General features: G+C 71.0%; 19 protein-coding genes. 7 read left to right on the top strand and 12 right to left on the bottom strand.

What is annotated here, in order from left to right:
• Positions 1–11: 11 nt before the first annotated feature.
• From ABEA34_RS09320 to ABEA34_RS09360, 9 genes are read right to left on the bottom strand one after another with little or no spacing between them, the layout of a single operon-like run.
• Complete coding sequence (locus tag ABEA34_RS09320) at positions 12–1,472, bottom strand: aldehyde dehydrogenase (RefSeq protein ID WP_345520974.1); 1,461 nt, start codon at positions 1,470–1,472, stop codon at positions 12–14.
• A complete protein-coding gene (locus ABEA34_RS09325; protein ID WP_345520975.1) occupies positions 1,469–2,098 on the bottom strand; it encodes a nuclear transport factor 2-like protein in 630 nt (209 codons plus the stop codon). Before ABEA34_RS09325 ends, ABEA34_RS09320 begins: the two co-directional genes overlap by 4 nt.
• Entirely contained in the window at positions 2,095–2,301 is a 207-nt protein-coding gene (locus tag ABEA34_RS09330; RefSeq protein WP_345520976.1) for a ferredoxin, read from the bottom strand. The genes ABEA34_RS09325 and ABEA34_RS09330 overlap by 4 nt, the downstream gene beginning before the upstream one ends.
• The gene (locus ABEA34_RS09335; RefSeq protein ID WP_345520977.1) at positions 2,298–3,635 is read right to left on the bottom strand and encodes a cytochrome P450; all 1,338 of its coding nucleotides are present in this window, start codon (positions 3,633–3,635) and stop codon (positions 2,298–2,300) included. Before ABEA34_RS09335 ends, ABEA34_RS09330 begins: the two co-directional genes overlap by 4 nt.
• Positions 3,632–4,408 carry an SDR family oxidoreductase gene (locus tag ABEA34_RS09340; protein ID WP_345520978.1) on the bottom strand — a complete coding sequence of 259 codons (777 nt, stop codon included), beginning with the start codon at positions 4,406–4,408 and terminating at the stop codon, positions 3,632–3,634. The genes ABEA34_RS09335 and ABEA34_RS09340 overlap by 4 nt, the downstream gene beginning before the upstream one ends.
• Complete coding sequence (locus ABEA34_RS09345) at positions 4,405–5,622, bottom strand: cytochrome P450 (RefSeq protein WP_345520979.1); 1,218 nt, start codon at positions 5,620–5,622, stop codon at positions 4,405–4,407. The genes ABEA34_RS09340 and ABEA34_RS09345 overlap by 4 nt, the downstream gene beginning before the upstream one ends.
• Positions 5,619–6,197 carry a TetR/AcrR family transcriptional regulator gene (locus ABEA34_RS09350; protein ID WP_345520980.1) on the bottom strand — a complete coding sequence of 193 codons (579 nt, stop codon included), beginning with the start codon at positions 6,195–6,197 and terminating at the stop codon, positions 5,619–5,621. Before ABEA34_RS09350 ends, ABEA34_RS09345 begins: the two co-directional genes overlap by 4 nt.
• A 44-nt stretch (positions 6,198–6,241) precedes the next feature.
• Positions 6,242–7,396, bottom strand: coding sequence for a thiolase family protein (locus tag ABEA34_RS09355; protein WP_345520981.1), 1,155 nt, complete (start codon positions 7,394–7,396; stop codon positions 6,242–6,244).
• A 25-nt stretch (positions 7,397–7,421) separates the two neighbouring features.
• Positions 7,422–8,444, bottom strand: coding sequence for a zinc-dependent alcohol dehydrogenase family protein (locus tag ABEA34_RS09360; protein WP_345520982.1), 1,023 nt, complete (start codon positions 8,442–8,444; stop codon positions 7,422–7,424).
• A gap of 77 nt (positions 8,445–8,521) precedes the next feature.
• On the opposite strand from ABEA34_RS09360, the gene ABEA34_RS09365 reads away from it, so the two are divergent.
• Positions 8,522–9,016 carry a nuclear transport factor 2 family protein gene (locus ABEA34_RS09365; RefSeq protein ID WP_345520983.1) on the top strand — a complete coding sequence of 165 codons (495 nt, stop codon included), beginning with the start codon at positions 8,522–8,524 and terminating at the stop codon, positions 9,014–9,016.
• On the opposite strand, the gene ABEA34_RS09370 is transcribed toward ABEA34_RS09365, so the two are convergent.
• The gene (locus tag ABEA34_RS09370; protein ID WP_345520984.1) at positions 9,013–9,819 is read right to left on the bottom strand and encodes a glucose 1-dehydrogenase; all 807 of its coding nucleotides are present in this window, start codon (positions 9,817–9,819) and stop codon (positions 9,013–9,015) included. The two genes, ABEA34_RS09365 and ABEA34_RS09370, sit on opposite strands and share 4 nt — an antisense overlap.
• A gap of 124 nt (positions 9,820–9,943) precedes the next feature.
• On the opposite strand from ABEA34_RS09370, the gene ABEA34_RS09375 reads away from it, so the two are divergent.
• Positions 9,944–10,459: a SigE family RNA polymerase sigma factor gene (locus ABEA34_RS09375; RefSeq protein WP_345520985.1), complete on the top strand. Its 516-nt coding sequence runs from the start codon at positions 9,944–9,946 to the stop codon at positions 10,457–10,459.
• Complete coding sequence (locus ABEA34_RS09380) at positions 10,446–11,018, top strand: hypothetical protein (protein ID WP_345520986.1); 573 nt, start codon at positions 10,446–10,448, stop codon at positions 11,016–11,018. Before ABEA34_RS09375 ends, ABEA34_RS09380 begins: the two co-directional genes overlap by 14 nt.
• A 9-nt stretch (positions 11,019–11,027) precedes the next feature.
• Here ABEA34_RS09380 and ABEA34_RS09385 read toward each other — a convergent pair whose 3' ends face one another.
• Both ABEA34_RS09385 and ABEA34_RS09390 read right to left on the bottom strand, forming a co-directional pair.
• A complete protein-coding gene (locus ABEA34_RS09385) occupies positions 11,028–12,452 on the bottom strand; it encodes a hypothetical protein (protein ID WP_345520987.1) in 1,425 nt (474 codons plus the stop codon).
• Between the two features lie 104 nt (positions 12,453–12,556).
• The gene (locus ABEA34_RS09390) at positions 12,557–13,975 is read right to left on the bottom strand and encodes an MFS transporter (protein ID WP_345520988.1); all 1,419 of its coding nucleotides are present in this window, start codon (positions 13,973–13,975) and stop codon (positions 12,557–12,559) included.
• 116 nt (positions 13,976–14,091) lie between these two features.
• Here ABEA34_RS09390 and ABEA34_RS09395 point away from each other — a divergent pair, with 116 nt between their 5' ends.
• The 4 genes from ABEA34_RS09395 to ABEA34_RS09410 all read left to right on the top strand — a co-directional run bounded on the left by ABEA34_RS09395 (position 14,092) and on the right by ABEA34_RS09410 (position 15,934).
• Positions 14,092–14,556, top strand: coding sequence for a MarR family winged helix-turn-helix transcriptional regulator (locus ABEA34_RS09395; RefSeq protein WP_345520989.1), 465 nt, complete (start codon positions 14,092–14,094; stop codon positions 14,554–14,556).
• Between the two features lie 28 nt (positions 14,557–14,584).
• Positions 14,585–15,052, top strand: coding sequence for a PTS sugar transporter subunit IIA (locus ABEA34_RS09400; RefSeq protein WP_345520990.1), 468 nt, complete (start codon positions 14,585–14,587; stop codon positions 15,050–15,052).
• Between the two features lie 40 nt (positions 15,053–15,092).
• Positions 15,093–15,401, top strand: coding sequence for a LapA family protein (locus tag ABEA34_RS09405; RefSeq protein ID WP_345520991.1), 309 nt, complete (start codon positions 15,093–15,095; stop codon positions 15,399–15,401).
• A gap of 251 nt (positions 15,402–15,652) precedes the next feature.
• The gene (locus ABEA34_RS09410) at positions 15,653–15,934 is read left to right on the top strand and encodes a hypothetical protein (RefSeq protein WP_345520992.1); all 282 of its coding nucleotides are present in this window, start codon (positions 15,653–15,655) and stop codon (positions 15,932–15,934) included.
• The last annotated feature ends 11 nt before the right edge of the window (positions 15,935–15,945 follow it).

The raw sequence follows: 15,945 nt of genomic DNA on the forward strand, positions 1-15,945 counted from the left end.
CGTTGGTGGGGTTAGGCGGGCTCCGCGACGGTCTTGGTCTCGAGGTACTCCTCGAAGCCGGCGACGCCCATCTCCCGGCCGATGCCGGACTGCTTGTAGCCACCGAACGGCGCGTCGGGGCTGAACCACACCCCGCCGTTGACGGCGATGGTGCCGGTGCGGATCCGGGCGGCGACGGCCTTCGCGCGCTCGACGTCACCCGAGTCGACCGAGCCGGAGAGGCCGTACGCCGAGTCGTTGGCGATGCGCACCGCGTCGTCGTCGCCGTCGTGCGGGATGACGACCAGCACGGGTCCGAAGATCTCCTCCTGCGCCAGGCGCGAGGAGTTGTCGAGGCCGGCGATGACGGTCGGCTCGATCCAGAAGCCGGCCTGGTCGATGACGTGGCCACCGGTGGCGAAGCTGCCGCCCTCCTCCTCGGCCAGGCGCAGGTAGGCCTCGACCCGGTCGCGCTGGACCTGCGAGATGACCGGCCCGCAGATCGCGCCGGGGTCGGCCGGGTCCTTGGCCCCGATGGACTCCATCGTGGCCGCGGCGACCTGCACCGCCTCGTCGTACTTCTCCCGCGGCACGATCAGCCGCGTGGTGATCGCACAGCCCTGGCCGGCGTGGATGCAGGCGGTGAAAGCCGTCGCGCCGGCGACCGAGGCGACGTCGGCGTCGTCGAGGGCGATCGCGGCGGACTTGCCGCCGAGTTCGAGGAAGACCTTCTTCAGCGTCGGCGCGGCGGCCGCCATGATTGCGCGACCGACCTGTGTCGACCCGGTGAAGGACACCATGTCGACGCGCGGGTCGGTCGAGAGCACGGCCGCGACCTCGTTGGACCGCGGCGTGACGACGTTGAAGACGCCCGCCGGGATATCGGTGTGCTCGGCGACCAGTCGACCGAGCTCGCAGGCCACCCACGGGGTGTCCGGCGCGGGCTTCAGCACCACGGTGCAACCGGCGGCGAGCGCCGGGCCGACCTTGGCCAGGTTGATCTGGGTGGGAACGTTCCACGGCGTGATCGCCGCGACGACGCCGACCGCCTCGCGGCGTACGGTCCGACGGCTCTTGATCCCCATCGGCTTCGCCACGCCGAGGTCGGTCTCGAACTCGTAGGACTCCAGCAGGTCGGTGACCCACTTCAGGCCCTCGACGGGCACGTCGAACCCGGCCGCGCCCATCATGAAGCCCGGCATGCCGACCTCGGCGGTCGTCAGGTCCCGGAAGGCGTCGGCGTGGTCGAGCAGCGCCTGGTGGAGCTGGCGCAGGCATCGGACCCGGAGCTCGGTGTTCGTCGACCAGTCGGTCTCGTCGAAGGCCCGGCGGGCTGCAGCGATCGCCCCCTCGACGTCCGCTGGGGTGCCGTCCGGTGCCTGGCCGATCTCCAGACCCGTTGCGGGGTTGAGGATCGGGTACGTCGTGCCGTCCGACGCCGCGACGAGCTTGCCGTCGACGAGCTGCTGAGCGGCGGGGGTCGAGATCGTCATGCCGAGACCTCCGGGGCCTTCTGCTGGGTGATGTGCTCCCCCGCCTCGACGGGCGGCGGCCACACGGTCGAGGGCAGGTCCTCGAGGTGGTAGTGGCCGGGCACGCCGTGCCCGGACACCTTGATCCGCTCCAGCAGGGTGTCGGGCGCCTTGCCGGACTTGAGGATCTCCATGAACGTGTGCGCGGTCGACGGCATGTCGAACCAGTCGCGCTGCCACGCGAACTTGATCAGTCCGTCGTCGGCGCCGCCGACCTGGCGCTCCACGCCGAACCACGAGCCGCCGATGCCGAGGATCTCGTACTCCCCGCCGGTCGCGTCGTCGATGATCCCGGACCGCTGCTTCCAGAAGCCGAGCACCATCGACTTCTGCTCGTCGATCATCGTGCAGACGTAGTCGTAGTGCCAGCCGTCGAAGCCGTCCATCTCGATGCCGATGGCCCAGTCCCGGATCTGGTCGCGCCCGACCGCCATGAAGTGCTCGTCGACCGAGTACATCCAGCCGTACGTCGCGTCCTCGGCGTACCACTCGGCCATCGGTCGCCAGTCGCCCGCGGCCTCGGCGCGACGGTTGACGTCGAGCCAGGTCTCCCAGAACTCCTCGATCTCGGCACGGGTCAGACTCACTGTTCCTCCTGGATGGCGAGCGCCATGGCTGGGCAGTACTTCACGGCCGACTCGACCTGCGGGCGCAGCGAGTCGTCGGGGTGCTCCTGGAGCACGACGACCTGGTCGGTGCCGTCGTCGAAGGCGAAGACGTCCGGCGCCTCGCCGGTGCACATCTGGTGCCCCTGGCAGAGCCCGAGGTCGGCGACGACCCGCCAGCTCACCTCTGCCTCCGGCGGTACCTCACGCGGCACGGCTGCTGGAGCTGGATCACCATCTTCGAGACGTCGTCGCGGTAGGTCTCCGACGGCTGGGTCATCTCGAACTCGTAGTCACGCAGGATCACCGAGAAGATCGCCTTCATCTGCATCATCGCGAACGCGTTGCCCACGCAGCGGTGCTTGCCGGCACCGAACGGGATCCAGGTCCAGCGGTTCTGCAGGTCCTCCTGGCGCTCGTCGAGGTAGCGGGACGGGTCGAAGCGCTCGGGCTCCGGGAAGTCCTCGGCGATCCGGTTCGACACCCGCGGGGACGCGGCGACGACGGTGCCGGGCTGGATGGTGTGCCCCGCCAGCTCGATCTCCTCGGCGACCACGCGCATCAGGATGATCAGCGGCGGGTGCAGCCGCAGGGTCTCCTTGAGCGCGGCCTCCAGCTGCGGGATCGAGCGCAGCGCCTGGAAGGACACCTCGGAGCCGTCGGCGTACAGGTCGTCGAGCTCGGCGACGACGTCCTTCATCACCCCAGGGTTGCGCATCAGCTCGATCAGCGCCCAGGACGCCGTGCCCGACGAGGTGTGGTGGCCCGCGAACATCATCGAGATGAAGATTCCGGTGATGTAGTCGGCGGTCATGTCGATCGAGATCAGCACGTCGAGCAGGTCGCGGTCCTCGCGGGCGACCTTGCCGCGCACCTTGCGCCGGTCGATGATCCCCTGCACCAGCTCGACGAGCTTCTCGCGCGCGGCGTCGCGCCGGCGGAAGGACTCGATGTCGGCGTAGGGATCGACGTACGCGATGGCGTCCGTGCCCTGCTCGAGCTCGTGGTAGTAGTGCGCGAACGACGAGTCGAGCTCCTGCCGGAAGGGCTTGCCGATCAGGCACGACGAGGTCGTGTAGATCGTCAGCTCCGCGAACCAGTCGAGCAGGTCGATCTCGCCCTCGTCGCCCCAGTCGGCGACCATTCGGTTGATCTCGGCCTCGATCGTCGCGGCGTGGCCGCGCATCATGTCGCCGCGCAGTGCCTGGTTCTTGAGCATCTGCTGGCGCTCCTCGGGCGAGGCGTCGAAGACGACGCCCTTGCCGAAGATCGGGGTCATGAAGGGGTACGCCGCGGCCTGGTCGAGCGTGGAGTCCGGCGCCCGGAAGAACTGCTCGTTGGCCTCCGCACCCGACACGAGGACGACGTCCTTGTCGGCCAGCCTGAAGCGGCCGATCTCGCCGCACTCCGCGCGCACCCGCTCGAAGAGACCGATCGGGTCGACCCGCATCTCGGCCAGGTGGCCGTAGCCGTCGTCCTCGACGGCGTACGAGACTTCCGGGATCTGCGTGACGGTCAATTGTCCTCCAGGGGTGCCTCGGGCGAGACCTCGATCAGGTTCAGGTGCACGCCGCGTGGCGCGCTGACGACGGTGGTGATCGCATCGGCGATCGCCGTCGGCTTGAGGAAGTGCGGGTGCCGCGCGTGCCCGAACCTCACCCACTGGTTGAGCACGAAGGCGGCGTCGTCGACGTCCCAGTCGGTGCCCATCTCGCTCCAGGTCGGGCCGGGCCGCACGATCGACGCGCGCACGCCGGTGCCCTCGAGCTCCATCTGCAGCGCGTGCACCATGCCTTCGAGACCCCACTTGCCGGCGGCGTACGACGACATGAAAGGCCGGGCGCGGACCGCGACGTCGGAGGAGACGAAGACGATGTCGCCCCGGCGGCGCTCGACCATGCCCGGGACGAAGGCGCGGACCAACCGGTGCGCTCCCCCGATCGCGAGGTCCACCTCGCGCTGGAAGCGCTCGGTCTCGACCTCGTGGATCGTGCCCGGGTTGACGGAGCCCGCGTTGGAGATCACCACCTCGACGTCGCCGAGCTCGGCGGTGACCTTGTCGGCGAAGGCGGCGACCGAGTCGCCGTCGGTGACGTCGAGGGCGCCGACGTACGCCTCGCCCCCGCCCGCGCGGATCTGGGAGGCGAGCTCCTCGCACTTGTCCGTACGTCGCGCGCCGAGCGCGACCGGGTGTCCCGCCGCCGCTAGTGACAGCGCGGTCGCGGCCCCGATCCCGGAGGACGCGCCGGCGACGACGGCCGGGCGGCGCTCCGGCTGCGCGTACTTGCTCATCGGGGAACCAGCTTCATCGGCTCGACGGCGAAGCCGCGGACGTTGACCGAGTGGACCCGGCGGCACGCGTCGTGGTCGACCTCGATGGAACGAGCGCGCTCGACGAGGGCGGTCAGCGCCACCCGCGCCTCGAGGCGGGCCAGGTTGGCGCCGAGGCAGAAGTGCCGTCCACCGCCGAAGGACAGGATCTTGGCCAGCTCGTCGGCGTCCCGGGTGATGTCGTACTCGTCGGGGCGGCTGAAGACGGACTCGTCACGGTTGGCGGAGCCCAGGCACAGCAGCAGCTTGGAGCCCTGCGGTGCGACCCGGCCGTGCAGCTCGACGTCGCTCAGCAGGTAGCGGGCCAGCAGCTGGCTGGAGGTGTCGAACCGGAGCGTCTCCTCGACCCACGGCGCCACCAGGTCGGTGTTGCCGGAGCCGCCGAAGACGAGGTCGTGCTGGTCCGGGTGACGGGTGAGGTGGAAGGCCGCGTGGCCGAGCAGCTTCGTCGTGGTCTCGTTGCCGGCGACCACCATCAGGAAGAGGAAGGCGATGACGTCCTCGTCGTCCAGTCGTTCCCCGTCGACCTCGGCCTCGATCAGCGCGCTGGTCAGGTCGTCGGTGGGCTGCCGCCGCCGCTGGGTCACCATCTCCATGTAGTAGACGACCAGCCACAACGACGCCTCGGCGCCGGCCTGCGGCACGTCGTACACGCCGTCCTCGCGGTGGACGACGATGTCGGCCTGGCGGCGGACCTCGGCGCGGTCCTCCTCCGGGACGCCCATCATCTCGGAGATGACGTCCATCGGGAGCTTGCCGGCGAAGTCGGAGATCCAGTCGAAGCTGCCCATCTCGAGGCACTCGCCGAGATAGCGGTCGGTCAGCTCCTGGATGCGCGGCAGCAGGTCGTGCACGCGACGCGGCGTGAAGCCGCGGGACACCAGCGACCGCAGCCGCTTCTGCCTCGGCGGGTCCATGCCGAGGATCGACATCACCTTGTAGGCCGACGGACCCCAGGCCGACTTCTCGATCGCGACGCCGTACGAGTTGGAGTAGGTGCCCTCCGTCCGCAGTGCCTCGGCGATGTCCGCGTGCTGGGTCAGCGCCCAGAGGTCGAGCTCCGGGTTGTGGTGCAGCGGCTCGTGCTCGCGCAGCCAGGCGTAGACGGGATAGGGGTCGTTCTGGAACCCGTAGTCGTACGGGTCGAGGACCGGACTGCTCTGCACGATGCTCATGCATTCCCCTTCAGGATCACGGCGACCACGGCGTCGAGCCGATCGCCGAGCTCGGTGTACGTCATCAGTCCCATGCCGCCCTGGAGCAGGGCGCCGGAGAAGGCCAGCGCGAGCGTCTCGAGGACGGCCGGGTCGGCGTCGGGACCGAGCGCCTCCCGAAATCGGTCGACGAACTCGGCGCCGATCCGCAGCCGCAGCCGCTCGACGTCGGGGTCCGTGCCGAGGAGGGCGGGCGTGACCGCGGCCGCCAGCTCGGGGGCCGCCGCGAGCCGCTCGGCGAGGTGGCGGGTCACCGACTGGACGCGCTCCAGCGAGGAGTCCCCCACGGGCGTCCGACCGGCGTCCTCGGCCAGGAAGCGCCAGAACAGCTCGGCGAAGAGGTGGTTCTTCGAGGCCAGGTAGGTGTACGCCGTCGCCGGCGAGACGCCTGCGCGCTGGGCGACCGTGCGCACCGTGAGCGCCTCGTGCCCGACGGCGCGCAGCTCGTCGAGGCCGGCGGACAGGAGCTTCTCCGCGGTCTCGGCCTGGCGGGCGTTGAGACCCTGGCGCGGCGAGGCGGACACCTGACTGGACACGTGTCCAATCTAGGACGCGACGCGCGGCGGCGCAAGCCCCTCCGTCAGACGATCTCGACCACCATCGCCGCGCCCATGCCGCCGGCCGCGCACATCGAGATGCAGCCGACCGCCGCCCCGCGACGACGCAGCTCGTGGACCATCGTGATCAGCATCCGCGCACCGGTCGCGGCGATCGGGTGACCGAGGCTGGCACCGCTGCCGTTGACGTTGACGATCGTCGGGTCGATGCCCAGGCTGCGCACGGTGGCGACCGGGACCGAGCAGAAGGCCTCGTTGATCTCGAAGAGGTCGATGTCGGCGAGCGACAGCCCCGCCCGCTCGAGCGCCTTCGGGATCGCGCCGGTCGGACCCATGCCGGTCAGGGCGGGCGGCACGCCGACGGCGGACCAGGACCGGATCCGGGCCAGGGGCGCCAGCCCGTGCGCCGCCGCGAAGTCGCTGCTCGCCACGCCGACCACCGCCGCGGCGTCGTTGAGGCCGGCCGCGTTGCCGGCCGTGACGGTCGCACCCTCGAGGTCGGGTCGCAGGACCGGCAGCCCCGCGAGCGACTCCACGGTCGTCCCCCGGCGCGGGTGCTCGTCGACGGAGAACGACCCTGTCGCCAGCTCCACCGGGACGATCTGGTCGACGAACCAGCCGTTGTCGATCGACTCGATCGCGCGCGCCTGGCTGTACGCCGCCCACTCGTCCACGTCGCGGCGGGTCAGGCCCAGGTGACGGGCGGTGTTCTCGCCGACCGTGATCGGCATGTCGAAGGCCGGCGCGTCGGGGGTGCTCGGGTTGGGCTCCGACATCCACCAGGACTGCGTGCCGTCGGGGCCGGGCTTCGTGGTCATCGGCTGGGTGCTCATGCTCTCCGTGCCGCCGGCCAGCACCATGCGGTCCATGCCGGCCCGGACCGAGGCGGCGGCGTTCGCGACCGCGGTGAGCCCGCTGGCGCAGTGCCGGTTGACGGCGACGGCCGGGACCGAGTCGAGACCGAGCCGTACGGCGACGTTGCGGCCGATCACCCCGCCGCCCTGGAAGCTCTCCGCCAGGACCAGGTCGTCGACGTCGGCAGCGTCGACGCCGGACCGCTCGAGCACGGCCCCGACCGCCACCTCGGCCAGCTGGAAGGCGTCCACGTCGACCAGCGAGCCCTTGCGGGCGCGGCCGATCGGCGTACGGGCGGTGGCGACGATGACGGCGTCGGTCATGGGGGTCCTGCTCTCGCTCGATGGGTCAGCTGGATGGCGGTACGACGAGCCCGACCTTGCCGAGGTGGCCCGCGGCGGCGACCAGGGCGATGGCGGCCTCGGCCTCGCGCCAGTCGAAGGTGTGGCTCAGGTGCGGGTGGATCCCGGCCACCGCGACGGCGGCGGCCATGGCGCGGTGGTCGGCGACGCTGCCGACGGTGACGCCGGCGACGCGGATGTTGCGGAGCATGACGTGGGTGATCGGGAGCTCCGCCGAGCCCATGCCGCTGACCACGCCGACGACCGCGACGGTCCCGCCGTACCGGACGGCCCGGATCGAGCTCGGCAGGGTCTGCTCGCCGGCGACGTCGACCACCAGGTCCGCACCGGTGCCCTCGGTGAGCTCGTGGACCTGCAGGTGCCAGTCGGGGTGGGTCGTGTAGTTGACCAGGTGGTCCGCGCCGAGCGTCGCTGCGACCGCGAGCTTGTCGTCGGACGAGCTGAGCAGGATCACCCGGGCGCCGCGCGCCTTGGCCAGCTGCAGCACGAAGAGCGAGACGCCACCGGTGCCCATCGCGACGACCACGCTGCCGGGCCCGATGCCGCCGAGCTCGAGCGAGCTCCACGCGGTGGTCGCCGCGCACGGCAGGCTCGCGGCCTCCACGTCGTCCAGGTGCGGCGGGGTGGCCACGAGCTCGTCCGCCCGGCAGGTCCGTCGCTCCTGGAGCCAGCCGTCATGGGTGTCACCCGGGACCTCGCTGACGAGCTCCGGTGTGATCGGACCGCCCTGCCACTGCGGGTAGAAGGTGCTGATCACCCGGTCCCCGACCGCCCAGTCCGTGACACCCGGTCCGACCTCGGCGACGACGCCGGCCCCGTCGGTCATCGGCACCCGCGGAAGCGGACCGGGGATGAAGCCGAGCGCGTTGGCGTAGTCGTGGTAGTTGACCCCGACTCCGCGGACCTCGACCCGGACCTCGCCGGGCCGCAGGTCCGCACTCTCCCGTGCGACCTCGACCCACGGCTCGCCGGGCTGCACCATCGTCAGCGCGCGATAGCCGTCGTTCATCCCGGTCCTCCGATACAGATGGTCCCGGTATTAGAACAGGTTCCACTTTTCGCGCAAGACCCCTACAGTCCCCATGCATGAGTACGTACTCCCGCGAGGAGCTCGAGCAGGCCTTCCAGGACTACCAGGACGAGGTCGACCGGATCGCCGGCTCCGGGGACTGGTCCCGGTTCGCCGACCTCTTCACCGAGGACGCGACGTACGTCGAGCACGCCTACGGCAGCTTCAGCGGCCGCGAGGAGATCCGGACCTGGATCACCAGCACCATGACGGCCTTCCCCGGCAGCGAGATGCCGCACTTCCCGATCACGTGGTACCTCGTGGACGAGGAGCGCGGCCGCATCGTCTGCGACGTCTACAACGAGCTGCACGACCCCGGCGACGGCCAGCCGCACGGCGCCAGCAACATCACGATCCTCACGTACGCCGGCAACGGCCTCTGGTCGTGCGAGGAGGACATCTACAACCCGACGACCTTCCTGCGCGCGGTGAAGAAGTGGTGCCGGGTCGCCGCGCAGCACGACCGGATGACGCCCGAGGCCGAGGCCTGGATGGGGATGTTCGGAGGCTAGTCGCCGGACGGGGCGAGGGGCGGCACCGGGATGTCGAACGACGGCGCCGTCGTGCCCCCGTCGACCCGGAGCACCACACCGGTGACCCACGACGACGCGGGCGAGGCGAGGTAGAGCGCCGCGGCGGCGATGTCGCGCGGCTGCCCGATCCGGCCCATCGGCGTGCCCTGCTCGTACGTCGCGCGCAGGGCGTCGTCCGACATCACGAAGTCCATCGCCTGGGTCGCCACGCCGCCGACGCCGATCGCGTTGACCCGCACCGTCGGCGCGAGGTCGGCAGCGAGGTCGCGGGTGATCATGTTGAGGGCCGCCTTGCCCGCGCCGTACGCGAGCATCGACGTCATCACGAGGTCGCCGGAGCGCGACGAGATGTTGACGATCGAGCCCCCTCCCTGGGTGTCGACCATCGCCTGGGCGGCGAGCTTGCTGAGCAGGAAGGGCGCGACCGCGTTGAAGTGCAGCGCCGTGGTCAGGTAGCGCGCCGAGGTCTGCATCGCCGGGCGGGGCCCGCTGCCGCCGGCGTTGTTGACCAGGATCGAGAGCTTGCCGAAGTGCGCGACGGCGCTCGTCACCAGGCGCTCCAGGTCGTCCTCGATCATGACGTCGGTGACCACGGCGAGCCCGGAGCGGCCGGTCGCCTCGATCTGCCGCACGGTCTCCTCCAGGTCGCCGAGGGTGCGCGCCGCGACCACCACGTCGGCACCCGCCTCCGCGAACGCGACGGCGATGGCCCGGCCGATGCCGGCGCCCGCGCCCGTCACGACGGCGACCTGGTCGGTGAGGCGGAAGTCGTCGAGGATCACGGCTGACAACCTAGGACCTCCACCCGGAGTTAGACAGGTGTGACCAGACGGAGCCAGCCATGATTCACCCCACGAAGTTCTTCTCCCCCGCTTCGCTCCTCCGAACAACTTCGCGGGGACCCCGATGATCCCGAGCCGGGACCGACGCGCGTTCGACGAGTTCGTCGCGACCTCGGCCGACCGGCTCGTCCGTACGGCGTACCTGCTGTGCGGCGACCGGGGCCACGCCGAGGACCTCGTGCAGACCGCCCTCCTGCGCACCGCGCGCCGGTGGCGGACCGCACGGCGACAACCCGAGGCGTACGCGCGCCGGGTCGTCGTCAACCTCAGCAAGGACCGGTGGCGCGACCTCGCCCGCCGGCCCGCGGAGGCGCCCCTGGAGGGCGCCGAGGCGACGGCCTCCATCGGCGTCGTGGACGGCCTGCTGGACCGGGACGAGCTGCTGCGGGCCACCGCTCAGCTGCCGTCCGGGCAGCGGGCGGTCCTCGTGCTGCGCTACTTCGACGACCTGTCGGTCGAGGAGACCGCGGCGACGCTCGGGTGCTCGACCGGCACCGTCAAGTCACAGACCTCGCGCGCCCTGGACCGTCTCCGGGTCGCGCTCACCCCGCAGAAGGAGAACGCCGATGTTGACCGATGACGACCTGAGCCGCCAGCTGGGCGGCGCCTTCCGAGACGCCTCCGGCGACCTGCAGTACGCCGGCCGGGTGCCCGCCCCGCGCAGCGCGATCACCACCGTCGGCGTACCGCTCGCCTCGAGCGCCGCCGTCGTCGCCGCGCTGGCGGTCGTCTGGGCGTCGGCGTCCGGGACCGACGACGCCGTACCCCCGACCGCGGGCGGTCCGACCGCGTCCGTCGCCCCGACGACGCCGACGGCTCCGAGGCTGGTGACCGAGAAGGTCGAGGTCGCGGGCTTCACGTTCAGCTACCGCCACGCCGCCGGGGACGGCCTCGCCGACGACCTCTACGGCGACATGCACGTGACCGTGCCCGCGGACGCGAAGCCGGTCGATGCGCCCGAGGGCGTGAAGGCATGGGTCGGCGTCGACCCGGACTCCGGCGACCACGCCATCTACGTCGACGCACCGACCCGCAACGGTGGCGAGGTCTTCGCCCTGCTGTCCCCCACCTGGACCGAGGACCAGCTGGTCGACCTCTTCCACAACGGCCGGCCGCGACCGGCGCCGGCCGTCAGCTGACCCGGCGGGTCACTTCACCTTCAGGACCAGCACTGCCGGGCCGTACGCGTTGCGCGTGGCGCGGACGGTGACCTTCCCCTTCTTGGTCGCCTTCGGGAACGTGATCGTGCACTTCCCGTTGCCCTTGGTCGTGCAGGTGCGGGAGCCGGCCTTGACCTTGGCGCCGGCGACCGCGTCGCCGGCGTCGGTCACGGCGAAGGTCACCTTCCGCTTCTTCCCGTGCTTCCAGGCGCCGGGCTTGCCCGTGAGGGTGAGCCCGGCGAAGGCCTGGGTGTGCCAGAAGCCGTTGCCCACCTGGATGACGACGTCGCCGCGCCCGGTGGTGCCGTCGATCGCGACGTCGTAGACCGAGTCCGTGCCGTGCGGCATCCCCAGCCGCTGCCCGGCACCCATGCCGGAGCCGTTCCGACCGGTGCGGATGGTCTGGATCTTGGGGATGTTGTCGGACCACGCGATCCACAGACGTCCACTGGGGCCGGGGCTGATCGCGAGGTGGTCGACGTACTTGCTGTGCGGCACCTTGGTGACCTTGCTGGTGCCGACCTTCCAGAGCCCGATGTGGTCGCAGGTCGGGTAGCCGACGCAGTACGCCGCGTACACGCCGCCGCCGGTCCGTGCCGCGAGGGCCACCTGGCCGAGCCGCGGTGAGTTGGCGCCGACGCTCGACTGCGGCGCCTTGATGATCGCGCCGGCGGTCGGGTAGATCTTCCGGACGAAGATGCCGTTGGTGGCGGCGGTGCTGCCGTTGCCGTACCAGCCGAGCCACACGTCGTCGCCGTCGCGGACCACCGACACGTCGTAGGCGCAGCAGTAGGGCAGGTCGAAGGACTGGTCGGGGTCCGAGCCCGTCCCGACGTGCCAGGTGATCCTGGAGTTGAGCGGCCAGGCCGCGACCGGGGTGCCGTCGGCGAGGGTGGTCGCCCCGGTGCCGTAGCTGTCGACCGCCGAGGTGGTCGTGCCCACCGCCTCCGCCGGCAGTGTCCACGAGGCGCCGCTCGCCGGCGCGGTCGCGGTGTACATGCGCCCGTCGGACCAGAAGCCGGGGTCGACGCTCTGGATCCCGCCGAAGACCGCCCGCAGTCCGCCGTCCGCCGTCCCGACCAGGGCGGGCGTCAGGTCCATCGCGGCCCATGCGGACGGCAGCGCGTCGTTCTGCTGGATGACAGCCCCGCTCGGGCTGATCGAGACGTGGCCGAGCTGGTCGGCGGCGCCGCTGCCCTTGGGGTAGATCACGTGCAGGACGCCGTCCGCGGTCCGGTGGAGGCTCGACGTGTAGGTGATGCCGCTGCCGCCGACGGAGATCTTCGTCCAGCTGCCCGGTCCCCCACGCTCGCGGTCGGGTGGTGCCGCGCTGCCCGCCGGGGCGTTCAGGCCCGTCGTGAGCACGAGCGACGCGAGCGCCACCCCGCACAACGCAATCCGGTGCAACGGCATGTCGAGACCTCCGCGGGGTGAGAACGGGCGTTCTCACCCTCCGCCCGGTCCCGGTCGCGCGCCATGACCCACCCGGGTCACGTCGAGCGGCACCTACGGGTCGCTCAGAGGGTGGCCCGGTTCACCTTCGGGATGGTCAGCGCGAGCAGCCCGCCGGCCACCGCGGCGATCGTGGCCACGAGGAAGCAGGCCTTGAACGCGCCCTCGGTCGGGATCCCGGTCGACGAGCTGGTGAGGATCGCCGCCATCACGGCCGCCGCGACCGTCGTACCCACGGAGCGCATCAGCGCGTTGATGCCGACGGCCGAGCCGGCCTCGTTCATCGGGACGGCGTCCATGATCAGCGTCGGCATCGCGGCGTACCCGATGCCCACGCCGGCGGAGCAGATCAGCGACGCGACGAGGACCTGCCAGGGCGCGCTCATCAGGAAGAAGGAGAGCAGGTAGCCGCAGCCGAGGACGGCGGCGCCGAGCGCGAGGGCGTACTTGGCGCCGAAGGTGCGCATCAGGTAGCTGGCGACGGGCGCGAAGGCCAGCATCATCAGGCCACCGGGCGCCATCCAGAGTCCAGCGGCGAGCAGCGTCTGGTCGAGGCCGCCGATCTCCTCCGGCAGCTGCAGCAGCTGCGGGAAGACGATCGCCTGGGCCATCATCCCGAAGCCGACCGCGACGGCGGCGATGTTGGTGAGCAGCACCGGCCGACGGGCGGTCACGCGGAGGTCGCAGAGCGGCTGGCTCTGGCGCAGCTCGAACCAGCCCCACGCGAGCAGGACGACCAGGCCGAGCGCCATGCTCCCGAGCGTGCGGCCCGAGGTCCAGCCCCACGTGTTGCCCTTGGTGATGCCGACGAGCAGGGAGACGAGACCGATCGCCAGACCGACGGCGCCACCGAAGTCGAAGGTGCCCTCGTGGCCGTCGTGGACGTGCGGCACGACGAAGACCGAGCCGAGGCCGACCAGGACGGCGAGTCCCGTGGCGACCCAGAAGAGCGCGTGCCAGTCGCCGGTCTGCACGATCCAGGCCGACAGCGGCAGGCCGATCGCACCGCCGACACCGAGGGTCGCGCTCATCGCGGCGACCGCGGTGGTGGCCATCGCGGGCGGGACGACCTCGCGCATCAGGCTGATGCCGACCGGGATGAAGCCCATCGCCAGGCCCTGCAGGCCGCGGCCCGCGACCACGGGGACGAGCGAGTCGGAGAGCGCGCAGAGCAGCGAGCCCATGAGCAGCAGCACCGAGCTGCCGACCAGCACCCGCTGCTTGCCGAAGAGGTCGCCGAGGCGGCCGGCGATCGGCATCGCAACCGCGGCACCGAGGAGCGTGATCGTGACGACCCACGACGCGTTGGCGGCCGAGGTGTTCAGGATCTGGGGCAGCTCGGACTGGATCGGGATGACCAGGGTCTGCATCAGCGCGACGCTCATGCCGCTGAAGCACAGGAAGATGACGGTGAGCAACGCCGACGAGCGCTCCTGCACGACGAGGGGCTCCGCGTCGCTGGCGGTCTTCACGGTGTCGGTCACAGGTTCTTCCTCCAAGCTCTGCGGCTCGGGGTGCCGAGCCATGTGCATCTTACATATGTATCGTGCACACGTCCGGGTAGCATGGGTCACATCCACGGATCACCACGAGGAGGGTCATGGCCGGGAAGGCTGGATCGACACGGTCCGAGCAGTCGCTCCTGACCGACCTCGCCGACGAGCTGATGCGGGTGGGCCGCCGTCGGCACACCAACGTCGAGGGCACCGAGCTCGACATGTCGGCGTTCAAGGTGCTGTGGATCCTCTCCGACGACGAGCCCCGCACGCTGCGCGAGCTCGCCGACGAGCTCGACCTGGAGCTGTCGACCATCAACCGACAGGTGAACGCCGCCGTACGCGCCGGGCTGCTGGAGCGCTTCTCCGTGCCCGACAGCCCCAGCAAGCCGGTGCGGCCGACGGCCGAGGGCCGGCGGCTCTACGAGCACGACTCGGCGATCCATGCCGACCTCTACCGGTCCGTGCTGGCCGAGATGGGCGCCGACGGTGCGCGCGACCTGACCCGCGGGCTCCGGGCGTTCAACGACGCCTACGAGCGTCGGGCCCCGCGGCGGACTCGGGACTGAAACACGCGTGCCTTAGGCTCGTGGGGCCATGAACGACACTTCCTCGCCGGTCAGCGCACCGGACATCGCCAGCCTCGACCAGGATCTCGGCGCCGACGGCGCCACGGTCATCCGCTCCCTCGCCGCCCTGCTCCACGACGCCGGCCGCATCAGTGACGTCGACGTCTTCGTCGACGCGGCCCTCGCGCGCGAGGCGCTCGGCTCGACGGTGCTGCCCGGCGGCCTCGCGATGCCGCACGCGCGCAGCCACACCGTGACCACCCCGTCGGTCGCTGTCGCCCGCCTGCCCGAGCCGGTCACCTTCTCGTCCGGGTCCGAGCCGGTCCGCCTGGTGCTGCTCATCGCCGCACCCGGCGACGACTCCGTCGGCTACCTCGCGCTGCTGCAGAAGATCGCGACCGCGTGCGTGAAGTACGCCTTCGTCTCCGACCTGCTCGACGCGCGTACGCCGGAGGCCCTCGCCGACCACGTCGCCGCGGCCGTCGCCGGTCGCTGACCTACGGCGTACCTGGGCCGCGATCGGGTACCGACCACCCATGGTCGATCCGAACGCAGCACCTGAACCCGACGTCGAGCCCGACCAGCCGCGTCCCCAGGACCCGCTGCGCCGGTCCCGCACGAGCGGCGCGTTCGGCGCACTCGTCCTGCTCGGCCTGCTGCTGGTGCTCCTCATCGTCTTCATCGCCCAGAACACCCAGAGGGTCGAGGTGTCGTTCCTCGCATGGGACGGCACCACCCCGCTCGCCGTCGCTCTCCTGATCGCACTCGTCGGCGGCATCCTCCTGACCGCCGTCGCCGGGCTGCTCCGGATCTGGCAGCTGCGCCGGCGGGTACGCCGCTCCTAGCGCGCACGTCGTCGTCGGGCTGATCGTCATCGGGCGGATCGGTCTCGTCCTGGGCTTCGGCGCATGGCTGAGCACGTTGCCCGAGAGCTACTTCTGATCACCCCGGCTAGCCCGTCGTCTCGTCGCCGCTCCGCGGCAGAAGAGTGCGTTCGGCTGTCGCCGGGTGTCCAGGATGAGACGATCTCGCCCATGGACTGCCGACTGCGCAGACCTCCGCCGTCAGCTCGCCGGTCAGTGGCAATGGGAGCTCGATGAACTCTGGATCGTTGGCAACACGTGTGGTTGCGACGATCGTGACGACGATTGCGTTGCTGGCCATCTTGGTCGCGCTCGGCAACGCCGGTCACGGCACCGGGAGCGTCATCGCTGGAGTCCTCATCACGACCGGAATCCTTGGGTTCTGGCTGCGGAGTCGGGAGGGTTCGTCGAAGGACGTCGGCGTCGGGGTCTTGGCTGGGGGCACCGTCGTGATCGTGGTCCTGATCGTCGAGTTCGTGGCGTTTCTCTTCTGGTTGGGTCCGCAGCTCTCCTAGCGTCCGCTGCT

Origin of the sequence: Nocardioides conyzicola (assembly GCF_039543825.1) — a bacterium.
Classification (GTDB): Bacteria; Actinomycetota; Actinomycetes; order Propionibacteriales; family Nocardioidaceae; genus Nocardioides; species Nocardioides conyzicola.